This is a genomic window from Pyruvatibacter mobilis (genome assembly GCF_012848855.1).
Lineage (GTDB): Bacteria > Pseudomonadota > Alphaproteobacteria > CGMCC-115125 > CGMCC-115125 > Pyruvatibacter > Pyruvatibacter mobilis.
The window spans coordinates 1744284-1756888 of sequence record NZ_CP051630.1 but is presented as its reverse complement, the minus strand read 5'-3'; the positions used below and the strand labels follow the sequence as shown (position 1 = coordinate 1756888).

Genomic DNA, 12605 nt, shown 5'->3' with positions numbered 1-12605 from the left:
AGCCTTGCCCGCGCTCAGAATCCGGTAGAATGAACCATGACCCTCAAGAGCATGACGGGATTCGGCCGCGCCGACGGATCTCATGATGATTGGCGCTGGCACTGGGAACTGAAGACCGTGAATGCCCGCGGGCTGGATGTGCGCATGCGCATGCCTCAGGGCTTCGAGGCCATTGAGCAGGATCTCCGCAAGGCGCTGCAGGCCCGGCTCAAGCGCGGTGCCGTCCAGATCTTCATCAATGTGGACCGCGACCGCGCAGGCGCCGACATCCACATCAATTCCGAGCTCGCCACCCACCTGATGAGCGAGCTGGACCGGCTGGCCGACGACATGGGCGTCGAGCCCCCGAGCCTCGACACTGTGCTCGGCATGCGCGGCGTCGTTGAAACCGCCGACACCTCTGAAACCGACGAGGAGGCCGAAGCCCGCCTCACGGCGGTGACCGCCAGCTTCATGGAGGCACTCGACAGTCTCGTCGCCGCGCGGGCGGAGGAGGGCGCCAAGCTCTTCACCATCCTTGAAAGCGTGCTGCTTGAAATTGAAACCCTCGTCACCCGTGCAGGCGACATTGCCGCCACCGCGCCCGAAAATCTCCGCGCCCGCCTCGAAGAGCAGGTGAAGGAGCTTCTCGCCAACCGCGCCGACATGCCTGAAGAGCGCATCGTGCAGGAAGTCGCGCTCCTGGCCGGCAAGGCCGATGTGCGCGAGGAGCTGGACCGCCTCAAGGCCCACATCACCCAGGCCCGCGAGCTTCTGGCCAAGGGCGAGGCGGTGGGCCGCAAGCTCGATTTCCTGGCCCAGGAGTTCAACCGCGAGGCCAACACCCTGTGCTCCAAGTCGTCGGACACCGAGCTCACCCGCATCGGCCTCGATCTCAAGGCCGCCATCGAACAGCTCCGCGAGCAGGTGCAGAACGTTGAATGAGATTTCCATCAAACGCCGCGGCCTGATGTTCGTCATGTCCTCGCCGTCCGGTGCCGGCAAGACGACCCTGTCCCGCGGCCTTCTGGATACGGACGAGGAGATCGTCATGTCGGTCTCCGCCACCACCCGCAACCCGCGCCCCGGCGAGGTGGACGGCAAGGACTATTACTTCGTCAGCGTTGAAGATTTCGGCTTGATGGTGAACCGCGGTGAATTCCTCGAGCACGCCAAGGTGTTCGACAATTACTACGGCACCCCGCGCGGGCCGGTGGAAGAGGCCCTGTCGGGCGGCAAGGACGTGCTGTTCGACATCGACTGGCAGGGCACCCAGCAGCTGAAGGAAAACGCCCGCGAGGACGTGGTCAGCATCTTCATCCTGCCGCCCTCGACCCAGGAGCTGGAACGCCGCCTGCACACCCGCGCCCAGGACAGCGCCGAAATCGTCGCCAAACGCATGGCCAAGGCTGCGGATGAAATGAGCCACTGGGCTGAATACGACTACATCATCGTCAACCAGGACCTCGACAAGAGCCGCACCCAGATTCGCGCCATCCTCGACGCCGAACGCCTCAAACGCCCCCGCCAGACAGGCCTCGGCGGCTTCGTCAAAGGCCTCCGCGAAGGCCTCTAGCCACACAGCTGCGCCATCGCCTCGCCACGCGCGGAGCCCTGCCGGGAGAGATCCTCCGGTCAAGCCGGAGGATAAGCGGTTGTTTTTCCCGCTATCCCTCCGGCTTGACCGGAGGGTCTCCCCGCACCGCTCCCCAATGTCACCCTCCCCTCAGATGGGGAGGGTCGGCGGCGCAGCCGCCGGGGTGGGGTGATAGCGCTGGCGATGTCAGACCGCCCGCACCCCGCAACGAAAAGGGGAGAAGCCCGCAAAGGCTCCTCCCCAATTCAAACCCGTCAGCAGGCGGAGCGCGTTACGGCGCCAGCACCACGCGGCCCAGCACCGAGCCGGTGCGCAGGTCATCGAGCGACTTGCTGGCCGCGTCCAGCGGTCGTTCCTCGACCGGGATCGGGTCCACCTTGCCGGCCCGCACCAGCTCCATCATGTCCGCGGCCTCCTGCGGCGAGCCCACATAGGAGCCGCCGATGGTGATCGCGCGCATGGGGAACATCGGGATCGGCATCGAGAAGCCGCCACCGAACAGGCCGACGACCACCACCTGGCCGCCCTTGCGGACAACCGACGTGGCGAAGGCCATCGACGCTTCCGAGCCCACGAAGTCGATCGCCGCATAGGCGCCACCGCCCGTGTCAGCCATCAGCTGCTTGATCGCGTTCTCGTCCTTGGGGTTGTAGACGGCGTCGGCCCCGGCACCCTTGGCTGCCTGCAGCTTGCCTTCATCCACATCCGCAGCCAGCGGCGCGGACGGCAGCAGCGCGCGGGCAAACTGGATGCCCATCATGCCCACGCCGCCGCAGCCGACGATCACCACCTTGTCCTCCGGCCCCGGATTGCCCAGCTTCTTGAGCGCCGAATAGGCCGTCAGGCCCGAGCACATATAGGTGGCCGCAAGACCGTCCGGCACACCGGTGCGGTCGAGCAGGTATTTCTGGTCCGGCACCATCACATGGGTGGCGTAACCGCCGGCCACATTGATGCCGAGAGCGCGCGGGCGCAGGCACAGATGCTCGTCGCCGCGCTCGCAGATGGCACACTCGCCGCAGCCGATCCACGGATAGACCACGTAATGGTCGCCCGGCTTGATGCCGTCCACATCCGGGCCCACGGCTTCCACCACGCCTTCGATCTCGTGGCCGAGCGTGAACGGAAGCTGGCGGCCGCCGCGCACGTCCAGCTTGTTGCCGCCGCCCATATCGAAATAGCCGTCATGCAGGTGCACGTCGGAATGGCAGACACCGCAATGGGACACCTTCACCAGCACTTCCTTGCCCTGGGGGGCCGGCGTGTCGGTGGTGGTTTCTTCCAGCGCTTCGCCGTAGGTAACAATCGCCTGGCTTTTCACGGGAATACTCGCTCCTTGAAATTGAACTTGGGGGATTTTCCGGGGCCCGTCGACAGCGTCCGGCCTCAGCCGATCGCCATTTCGAACAGGGTTTCGTAGTCCTTGGCTTCCAGCGGCCGCGGATTGGTGAAGGTGCACACATCCGTCGTCGCATTCTCGACAATGCCCGGCGTGTCCATGGAGATGCCCATCTCGCCGAGATTGGCCGGCAGGCCCAGCCGCTGGTTCAGCGCTTCGATGGCTTCGGCAAGGTCCGCACCGGCCGCAAGGCCCATGGCGTCGCGGATGCGGTCATATTTGTCGCCCACGAAATCGGCGTTATAGCGCAGCACCGCCGGCAGGATGACGGCGTTGAGCGTGCCGTGATGCAGGCGCAGCTCCTTGATACGGCCACAGGCATGGCTCATGGAATGCACCGCGCCCAGCCCCTTCACGAACGCCATGGCACCTTCAGACGCCGCCATCATCATGTTGTAGCGCGCGTCCTTGTCCTGGCCGTCAGCAACCGCCTTCTCCAGGTGGCCGAGCTGCACCGCGCGGCGCAGGCCATCGAGCCCAACGGCTTCGGCGGGCGGATTGTCCATCGGCGAGATCACCGCTTCGATGCAGTGGGTCACGGCGTCCATGCCCGTGGCCGCCGTCAGCCGCGCGGGCAGGCCCATGGTCAGGTCCGGGTCGCACAGCGCCACTTTCGGCAGCAGGTTGGGGCTGGCGAAAATCAGCTTGCGGCCGTCCTTGGTGATGATCACCGAGCCCACCGACACTTCCGAGCCCGTGCCCGCCGTCGTCGGCATGGCGATATGCGGGGCCACGTCGCCGATCAGCGCGCCGCCACCCTCAATTGCCGCGAACTTGGTCAGGTCACCCTCATGGGTGGCCAGCAGCGCCAGGCCCTTGGCAAGGTCCATGGAGGAGCCGCCGCCCAGGCTGATGATGCCGTCGCAGCCCGCATCCTTGTATTTGGCGAGTGCCGCCAGCGTCGCTTCCTCGGTCGGGTTTTCCGGCGTGTCGTCGAAGATCTCCGGCGAGAACTCGTTGCCCATCGCCTCGCGCACATTGTCGAGAATGCCCGCGGCCACGATGCCCTTGTCGGTCACGATCATCGGCCGCGTAATGCCAAGCTGCTTCATGGTGTCGGCCACCATGTTGCGCGAGCCGAAATCGATATGGGTGGTGTTAAGATAGTTGAGCGTTGCCATGGAACGGATCCTTCCCTGTAGGCGTCTCCGGCTGTCAGGGGAGGCCGGAGAGCGATGCCGACAATATGTCAGTCGTTGTTGGGCGTTACTTTGCCACCCGCTGCGCCGCGCTACAACATGCAAGCGGCACCACGACGCAGGCTAGCCCGCCCCGGCGTCCAGCAGCCGTGCCAGCGCAAGGAAGGCCGGCACATCCAGCCGCTCCGCCCGCTCCGTCGGGGCGATGCCGGCACTGGCGCAGGCGCCTTCCGGGTCCGCGAAAACCTGCTTCAGCGAGGCGCGCAGCATCTTGCGCCGCTGGCCGAACGCTGCCGCCGTCACCCGCTCGACGGATCGGAGCGTCGGGTCGTCCCCCGTCATCGCCCGCGGCGTCATGTGCACGATGCTCGACACCACCTTGGGCGGCGGCGTGAAGGCCCGCGCCCCCACATCGAAGGCAATGAAGGCCTCGCACCGCCATTGCGAGATCACCGACAGCCGCCCATAGGCCTTGGAGCCCGGCGCGGCGACGATCCGCTCCGCCACTTCCTTCTGGAACATCAGCGTCATCGACATGAGCCATGCGGGCCATGGCTCGATGCTCAGCCATTTGAGCAGCAGGGCGGTTGAAATGTTGTAGGGCAGGTTCGCCACGATGCGCGCCGGGCCGCTGATGTGATCGGCCTCGTCCACCTCCAGCGCATCCGCCTGCACAAGCTCGAGTTTGCCCGGATAGGCCGCCTGCACTTCCGCCAGCGCCGCAGCGGCGCGGTCATCGCGCTCGACCGCAATTATCCGCCTGGCGCCTTCCATCAAGAGCGCCCGCGTCAGCCCGCCGGGGCCGGGACCGATCTCGATCACGTCCTGCGAGCCGATGTCGCCCGCCGCCCGCGCGATCCGCCGGGTCAGATTGAGATCGAGCAGGAAATGCTGGCCGAGGGATTTTTTCGCCGCCAGCCCGTGCGCCGCAATCACCTCGCGCAGCGGCGGCAGCCCGTCTTCGCTTCCCTCGGCCGCACTCATTGGTCTGCCGCCATGCGGTTGTCCGCGCAGATGGCCGCAAGCTTCATCGCTTCAATCAGGCTCGTCGGATTGGCAATGCCCTGGCCCGCAATGTCCAGCGCCGTGCCGTGGTCGGGCGAACTGCGCACGATGGGCAGGCCCAGGGTCATGTTCACGCCGCGGTCGAAATCCAGCGTCTTGATGGGGATCAGTGCCTGGTCATGGAACATGCACAGCACCACGTCATAGGTCCGCCGCGCGGCCTCGTGAAACAGCGTGTCGCCGGGCAGGGGCCCCCGCACCTGGATGCCGTCCGCCCGCAGCGTGTCGATGGCGGGCTGGATGATGGTCTGTTCTTCCGTCCCGATGGTGCCGCCTTCCCCCGCATGCGGGTTCAGCCCGGCAATGGCCAGCCGCGGCTGGCGGATGTTGAAGTCGCGCCGCAGCGCCTCCGCCGCCACCCGGCCCGCATGGATGATCGCCTGCGTCGTCAGCAATTCCGGCACTTGCGCAACCGGCACGTGGATGGTCACCGGAATGACCTTGAGCTGGGGCGAGGCCAGCATCATCACCGGCCCGCCGGCGGCCCCCGTCAGCGCCGCCAGATATTCCGTATGCCCCGGATAGCGGAACCCCGCCTCATAAAGGCTCTGTTTCTGGATCGGGTTGGTCACAACGGCCCGCGCCTGGCCTTCGAACACCCATTGAACGGCGTTCTCGATGGAGCCGATAACAGCCTCCCCATGCGCCACGTTCGGCGTGCCCGGTGTCACGGGCGGGTCCAGCGGTTCATCAAGGGCCGCCACGGGCAGGGCGGTGGCAAAGGCCGTCGCCGCTTCCGCCCCGGTGCTGACCTGCCTGATCGGCACATCAACGCCCAGCGCCTCTGCCACGGCATGAAGCCGCGCCGGGTCATCGATCACCACGAAGGGCGGCAGGCTCTCGCTCACCCGGGCCTGCCATGCCTTCAGCAGGATTTCCCCGCCGATCCCGGCAGGTTCACCCATGGTCACCGCAAGCGGCAGCTCGGTCAAAGGATCTGTCCCGTCCGGCCGGCTCAGCGCATTTCCACCACGGCATTGCGCCGCAGGTCACGCAGATAGCGCCGCGACATCATCGCAAGCTCCTGGTTGAAGAGCTGGTTCTCGATGTCGTCACGGTCCGGCAGCTGGCGCTCCACGAACTTGCGGTCGCACAGCACCACGATTTCAAGCCCTTCCGGCGTGCGCTGGGGCTGGCCCCATTCGCCGGGCTTCATCTCCAGCAGCGCCGGGCGCGCCGGCACGGGGAAGGAGCGCATCGACCGGTCTTCCATCCGGCTGAACCGGCTTTCCGGGTCAATGCGCTGGCCCAGCGCTTCCACCTGGCCGCAGGCGATGGGGCGCGTCAGCGCTTCCTGCACGGCCTGGCCGGTCCGCGCCAGCCGCTCGCGCGGCATGTCTTCGGAATAGGGAATGTTCACTGCCTCGATGGTGATGACCGCGTCCATCGGGTCCTGCTGGTCACTGCTCAGGCGGCGGTCGCGCAGTTGCAGAATGTGATAGCCGGAAATGGTGCGGATCGGGTCGGAGGTATCGCCCACCTGCATCCGGCGCAGGGCAGTGTTGAGCGCGTCCGACAACTGCCCGTCAATGATCCAGCCGGCGTCACCGCCATTGGCCGCCGTCGGTGCCTGGCTGAACTGGTTGGCGATGGCGCGGATGTCGCCGCCCTGGCGCAGCTGCGCCACAAGCTGGCCTGCTGCGTCGCGCGCGCGGGCCTCGTCATCCGGCGTCTCCACCGGGATCAGCACTTCCGACACCAGGTAGGACGCCTGCTCGGACTGGTCGATGATGCGCTGGAGCACGGTGTCGATTTCCGTGTCCGTCACGCTCACGCGGGCACCGAAGCGGTTCTGCACCAGCTCGTTCCAGGCAAGCTCCGCATAGACCTGGTTGCGCAGCGTATCGATGTTCACATTCACCGACCGCAGGAAGGCTTCGATCTGCGGCATCGACATGCCGTTGCGCTGGCCCAGCCGCTCGATCGCCTGGTTCACCTGCTCTTCATTGATCTCGATATTGTTTTCCGACGCTTCCTGGATCTGCAGCCGCTCATCCACCAGCGCCCGCAGGATCTGCGGCCGGATGCGCTCGAGATTCTCGGGCGTCGGCGGCACACCGGCGGTGGCAACCACCAGCCCCAGCCGCTGCTCCAGGTCATAGGCAGAGATCACGCTGTCATTCACCACCGCGGCGATGCGCTGAACCATCTGCGCTGCGGCAGGCACGGCGGCGAGGGCCGCTGCCGCTGTCAGCATCAGCCCGCAGGCCATGGCGCGGGAACGCACAAATCGGCCGGGCTGCCGGCGCGGGTCGGAAATCTTCTTCATGGTCATAGACAACAATTCCAAGGGATCGTGCAGCAAGCCGTCACGTGAATTCAAAGGTGGGCCGTCCGCCGCACCCCCGCATCACGCAGGTTCAACAACACCCCCAGCCGCAAGCCGGACAATATCGCACCTGCCCGCCCGATAAAAGCGGCAGCATTCCTGCAATACAACGGAAGCAGAAGGTGGGCCGGGAAGTGGACGAGGGTCTAGTTGGGCTCCGGGCTCGACACATTCGTTGTGCCGGCGAACTCACCCAGTGTCACGAGCTGGATGCGGAAGGCCAGCGAGTTGGTCGGTTCGATGTCGCGATCACGGATGAAGCTCTGCTCGAAGGCCAGCGTGAACAGGAAGCATTCATCCTGATAGGTCACGCCCAGCGCGTCCGACACCATGGCCCCGCGCCGTAGATCGCGCCGCGCATTGCCGTGCAGCCACCAATTATCGGTGAAATTGTAGGAGAAGCCGCCATTGACTTCCTCGCCCTCGCGGTTGGTTGCCGTGTTGATGGATTCATCCAGGAACACATAATCCGCATAAAGCGCGAAAGGCCGGTCCTCGAAGACATTGAAGTTGGAGCGCAGCGATACCTCGTTGCGCAGCAGGGAGCCGTCGGACGGGTCGATGCGGAACCGGCTGATCGCGTTGAGATAGCCGCCGGGATTGATCTGCACACGGCCCACAATGTCGGATTCGCTCGACTGCAACCCGCTGCCCACCGGGAAGGCGGCGCTGTCCTCAAGCCGGTAGGACTGGCCCAGCAGCACGCTGCCTTCCGCCCCGTCATCGCCCACATAGGAATATTGCAGCCCGTAATTCACCCGCGCGCCGTCCTCGAAGCGGTCAAGGCCCGGATAACGGTTGCGGTCGAACAGATGCGTCGTGTCAAAGTCGATGGACGTGCTGTCGTCGTTCGGGATGTCACGCGGGTTCGAATTGCTGGGCGAATAGATCGCCTGCACGATCGGCTCGATCACGTGGGAGGCGTTCTCGCTGGTTGAAATCCACGGCCAGCGATATTCAAGCCCCACCGTCGGCAGCAGCCGTGTTTCCGTCGAGGTCTTGTTCTCGCCGATCCCGTTGGTCACGTCCTCATCCACGATGAAGACATCCCCGCGCACCTCGGCAAATGCGCCAAACACCTCGCCGGACGACGCGATGCGCCGCAGGTCCCAGCCGACATCGCCGGAGAAGCGCTGGAAGCTCGTGCCCTCCACCCGCTGCAGGTTGAGGGAGTTGAAGCCCGCCTTCACCTGCCCGCCGGCGATGAGGTCATCGAAGTAATATTCCGCGTCGATCAGCGGCGCGATATAGGGAATGCTCGCCTGGTCGTCCGTCGTCAGCAGGCCCTGGAAATAGAACGCTTCAGCGCGGGCGTAATTCCGCCCGTCGATGGTCTCCACATAGACATTCGAGATCAGGTCGTTCTCGTTGAAGATGTCATAGCGGCGCAGATAGGTCTCATCGGTGGCCAGCTGCACATCGAAGCCCGCCGCCGTCTTTTTGGTGATATCGAACTCGCCATTGGCAAACACATGCCCGCGGAACGGCTCGACGATATTGCCGGAGCGCTGGTCCTCGTCCGGCCATGTGGCCGATGCCTCGATCATGTATTCGCCGAAGCCCACATTGTGCCGGAACTCGCCCGCATAGACGTGCCCCACCTGGGTCTGCCAGCGCGGCCGGAAGGTAAAATCCGCGTTCGGCGCGATGTTCCAGAAAAACGGCGTGCGCACCGAGGTGCCGAAATCCTCCGACACCGCAATCGTCGGCGTCAGAAAGCCCGTCAGCCGCTTCACGCTCGGGTCCGGATGGCTGAAATAGGGCGTGTAGAACACCGGCACGCCGAAGAACTCGATAAACGCGTCCTCATATTCAACGCGCTGCTTTTCCTTGTCGTGGATGACCTTGAAGGACCGGATCTGCCACAGCGGCGGCGCATTCGGGTCCTCTTCACAGACATCGCAAACCGTATAGACGGCCTTGTTCAGCTCCGTCCGGTTGGCAGCGCTGCGGGTGCCTGAATTGGCTGCCACGCGCGCATTTTCTTCCAGCAGCAGCCGCACCGTCTCCGCCACACCGTCAGCGAAGTCATCCGACAGCAGCATGGAATCAGCGAACAGCACCTGGCCGTCGGGCTGCAGCAGGCTCACATTGCCGTTCGCCGTCACTGTCTTGGTTGTGCGGTCATAGACGATTGAGTCGGCCAGCAGCACCCGGCTGTCGGAGGTCACTTCCACATTGCCGGTGGCAGTCACCACATCCGCCTGCCGGTCGTGCACCATCTCGTCCGCCTCGATCAGCACATTGCCGTCGAGGGCTTCGCTCTGAGATCCGGCACTCTGGGCAAGGGCCGGGGCGGGCAGGGTGGCTCCCACAACGGACAGCGTGAGGCCGAGCACCAGCGACCCCGCAGCCACAAGGGCCGCTGCGGAAGAAATCCCGCGCGGGCCCGTGGTCAGGGGAGCGCCAAGGCTCCAAGGCGAATGGAAAGAGACCCCCGTGTCCCCCGTCGGCACCTAGCCGTCCTCCTGATGAAAGATCAACGCCCCGCCGAGCATGGCACTGATAAAGGCCGGTGACCACGCCGCCAGAACCACAGGCATAACCCCCCGGGCGCCAAGTGCAAGCGTCACATCCGTGAAAAAGTACAAAAAGAAGCCGCTCACGATGCCGGCCACGATGAGTTGACCGATACCCCCCAGCCGGGTCAGCCGCAGGCTGAAGCACGCCGCGATCAGCACCATCGCCGCCATCAGGAAGGGCCGCGACGCCAGCTGGTGCCAGTGAAGCTGATAGCGCAGTGCCGAGAACCCGGCCTCCTGTGCCGTGCGGATGAAGTCCGGCAGCTCCCAGAAAGACAGCGTATCCGGGGAGGCAAAGCTCTCCTGCACCCGCTCGAAGGTCAGCGTCGTCGGCAGGGAATAGGTCGGATGAAGCTCGCGCAGCTGGCCGGGCACCGTCACCTGGGCATTGGTCAGCGACCACTCGCCCTCCTTCAGCACCGCCTGGTCAGCATCGATCCGGCCCTTGAACTCCTGCTCCGTGCTGTAGAGGAAGATAATGACGTCCCGCAGCTCCACGCCCTGGTTCGTCACCCCCAGCGCATGGATCACCGACTGCCCCAGATCATCCGCCTGGCGCAGCCACAGCCCTGATTCGGACACCGCCAGCAGGCTGGCCCGCCCGCGGATGAACTTCGATTCCAGCGCTTCAAAGCGCGACACCATGGCCGCGGCCAGCGGGTTGTAGACCGTCACCGCACCCCCGCCGATCAGCAGCGCCAGGATGATGGACGGGGCGAGGAACTGCCACGCGGACACGCCGGAGGCCCGCGCCACGACGAATTCATTGGTCCGCGACAATTGCAGGAACGCCCACATGGAGCCGAACAGCACCGCGAAGGGCATCATCTTTTCCGAGATGCTCGGCAGCCGCAGCAGCCCCATGGACAGGACCGTGGTGAACGGTACCTCACGCGAGCCCGTGCGCCGCAGAAGCTCCACGAAGTCGATCACGAAGGCCAGCGCCATGCAGATGATGAACGACGCCGCAATCGCCAGCAGCGCCCGCCGCCCGAAATAAAGATACATCGTCCAGGGCAGCCGCATCAGCGTGTCCCCCCGGAGAGCGGTGCCGTCTGGGTGTTCCCCGCCACGCGCTTCAGCATCGCAACGGGCTTCCACCCGCCGATGATCGCGCACGCAATGGCAAAGGCCACAAGCGGGATCAGATATTGCACCGAGATCAGCATCGGCGTCCGCGTTGCCCAGCCCACGGCGGCAAGATCCAGCAGGCGCACCCCCAGCCCCAGCGCGATGGTGAGCACGATGCGCTGGCCATAGCCCCGGCGGCTGAACTCGTTTGGCAAGAGCCCCGCCATGGCAATCGCTGCGAAGATGAGGGCGTAAAGCGGCGAGGTGATGCGCGCATGGCCCTCTGCAATCAGCTCGTTGGCATATTGATTGTCATAGGCCAGCGTCCGGTCCGGCCACAGAAGCTCCGGCAGGTAGCGCTCATAGGCCTTGAAGTAGCGCTCCTCCGCCGGGTTCTCGAATTGGCTGAGATCGAAGGTGTATTTGTCGAAATACAGGAAGTCGGTCTTCTTCTTGGCGTCGCGGCGCTGGATATTGCCGTTCAGCATCACCAGCCGCGGGCCTTCCGGCGTGTCGATCAGCTGGCCGCGGTCGGCGATGTAGCTCACCGGCTTGTCCTTGTCGCGGTTGTCATGCACCAGCAGGCCCTCGAGGTCCCCGCCGGGCTTGCGCACTTCCACGAACACCGTCAGCCCCGGCGCCGGGGTGGTGAATTCGCCGGCCTGCAAAAGCGACGACGCAAATTCCGTCCGCATCTGCAGCAGCAGGTCGCGCATGTCGCGCATCGCCATCGGCAGCAGCAGCATGTTCACGAGATAGGCCAGCAGCATCACCCCGGCCGCGCACCCGAAGATCGCCCGCGCCACCTGCCAGCGACTCATCCCCGCCGCATACATCACCACCAGCTCGCTGTCGGTGCGCAAACGGTAGAGGCAATAGACCACCGCGAAGAACAGGCCGATCGGCAGCACGATCACCAGGATCGAAGGGATCACCAGCACCGACAGATAGAGGAACACACCCACATTCTGCCCCTGCTCGATCACGTCATTGAGCAGTTCCAGCGACTGGGTCAGCCACACCACGCCGGTCAGGATGAGCATGAAAACGAAAAACGGCCCCGTCACCAGCCGGGCGATATAGGCGTCAATCTTGAACACCTGGGAGCCGGCCGCGCTGGCACGGCTCATCCGCGCCTCGCCGTCCCGTGTTCCGGTGTCACTCGCCATGGGCCGCTCTGGTCCGGTTCCTGTTGACGCTGCCGGGCACGCGCAAGGGGCGGGCAGGCAGGCTTGGGAAGAGGTCCGCGCGGCAGCGCCGTCAGGCGCACCGGCTGCTCTCCCGGATTTCGAAATCCCATTCTAGGAAAAAACACCCGCGCAATGGTTAACGCGTGGATACCATTTCCCAAGGGGCCCCCAACCCCGCATCAGCAGGGGATTAACCTATTTTGGTGGTTTGGCGAAGACCTTTGGGCCATGTTAAGCGGCAAAAAGCGTCTTTTTGAGCGGCACCGGCGGGGCACGGCCCGGCAGCCGGGTCCCACATGTCCCCAACCGCTCGC

10 protein-coding genes are annotated in these 12605 nt (G+C 65.0%); 2 read left to right on the top strand and 8 right to left on the bottom strand.

From position 1 onward, the window contains the following. Positions 1-36: 36 nt before the first annotated feature. Positions 37-924 carry a YicC/YloC family endoribonuclease gene (locus tag HG718_RS08250; protein ID WP_160587482.1) on the top strand — a complete coding sequence of 296 codons (888 nt, stop codon included), beginning with the start codon at positions 37-39 and terminating at the stop codon, positions 922-924. Positions 925-949: 25 nt separating this feature from the next. Further along, positions 950-1555 carry a guanylate kinase gene (gmk, locus tag HG718_RS08245; RefSeq protein ID WP_160587607.1) on the top strand — a complete coding sequence of 202 codons (606 nt, stop codon included), beginning with the start codon at positions 950-952 and terminating at the stop codon, positions 1553-1555. Between the two features lie 292 nt (positions 1556-1847). Here the strand turns inward: gmk and HG718_RS08240 are convergent, their stop codons facing one another. From HG718_RS08240 to lptF, 8 genes are all read right to left on the bottom strand, one after another. Next, the gene (locus HG718_RS08240; protein WP_027840101.1) at positions 1848-2897 is read right to left on the bottom strand and encodes an alcohol dehydrogenase; all 1050 of its coding nucleotides are present in this window, start codon (positions 2895-2897) and stop codon (positions 1848-1850) included. A 65-nt stretch (positions 2898-2962) separates the two neighbouring features. Further along, on the bottom strand, positions 2963-4096 hold the full coding sequence (locus HG718_RS08235) for an iron-containing alcohol dehydrogenase (RefSeq protein ID WP_160587483.1): 1134 nt from the start codon (positions 4094-4096) through the stop codon (positions 2963-2965). A gap of 141 nt (positions 4097-4237) precedes the next feature. After that, positions 4238-5098, bottom strand: a complete 861-nt coding sequence (rsmA, locus tag HG718_RS08230) for a 16S rRNA (adenine(1518)-N(6)/adenine(1519)-N(6))-dimethyltransferase RsmA (protein ID WP_160587484.1) — start codon at positions 5096-5098, stop codon at positions 4238-4240. Next, positions 5095-6111 (bottom strand): 4-hydroxythreonine-4-phosphate dehydrogenase PdxA, encoded by a 1017-nt coding sequence (gene pdxA, locus HG718_RS08225; RefSeq protein WP_160587485.1) that lies wholly within the window; start codon positions 6109-6111, stop codon positions 5095-5097. Before pdxA ends, rsmA begins: the two co-directional genes overlap by 4 nt. Positions 6112-6134: 23 nt before the next feature. After that, entirely contained in the window at positions 6135-7454 is a 1320-nt protein-coding gene (locus HG718_RS08220; RefSeq protein ID WP_160587486.1) for a peptidylprolyl isomerase, read from the bottom strand. Between the two features lie 200 nt (positions 7455-7654). Continuing rightward, positions 7655-9964 carry an LPS-assembly protein LptD gene (locus HG718_RS08215; protein WP_160587487.1) on the bottom strand — a complete coding sequence of 770 codons (2310 nt, stop codon included), beginning with the start codon at positions 9962-9964 and terminating at the stop codon, positions 7655-7657. After that, positions 9965-11056 (bottom strand): LPS export ABC transporter permease LptG, encoded by a 1092-nt coding sequence (gene lptG, locus HG718_RS08210; protein ID WP_027840107.1) that lies wholly within the window; start codon positions 11054-11056, stop codon positions 9965-9967. It lies immediately after the preceding gene. Then, complete coding sequence (gene lptF, locus HG718_RS08205; RefSeq protein ID WP_160587488.1) at positions 11056-12270, bottom strand: LPS export ABC transporter permease LptF; 1215 nt, start codon at positions 12268-12270, stop codon at positions 11056-11058. Before lptF ends, lptG begins: the two co-directional genes overlap by 1 nt. Between the last annotated feature and the right edge of the window lie 335 nt (positions 12271-12605).

What these genes read in the sequence shown, in the direction of transcription:
- HG718_RS08250 (WP_160587482.1), top strand. Translation starts at nt 37, where the DNA reads ATGACCCTCAAGAGCATGACGGGATTCGGCCGCGCCGACGGATCTCAT.
- gmk (WP_160587607.1), top strand. Translation starts at nt 950, where the DNA reads ATGTTCGTCATGTCCTCGCCGTCCGGTGCCGGCAAGACGACCCTGTCC.
- HG718_RS08235 (WP_160587483.1), bottom strand. Translation starts at nt 4,096, where the DNA reads ATGGCAACGCTCAACTATCTTAACACCACCCATATCGATTTCGGCTCG.
- rsmA (WP_160587484.1), bottom strand. Translation starts at nt 5,098, where the DNA reads ATGAGTGCGGCCGAGGGAAGCGAAGACGGGCTGCCGCCGCTGCGCGAG.
- HG718_RS08220 (WP_160587486.1), bottom strand. Translation starts at nt 7,454, where the DNA reads ATGACCATGAAGAAGATTTCCGACCCGCGCCGGCAGCCCGGCCGATTT.
- lptG (WP_027840107.1), bottom strand. Translation starts at nt 11,056, where the DNA reads ATGCGGCTGCCCTGGACGATGTATCTTTATTTCGGGCGGCGGGCGCTG.
- lptF (WP_160587488.1), bottom strand. Translation starts at nt 12,270, where the DNA reads ATGGCGAGTGACACCGGAACACGGGACGGCGAGGCGCGGATGAGCCGT.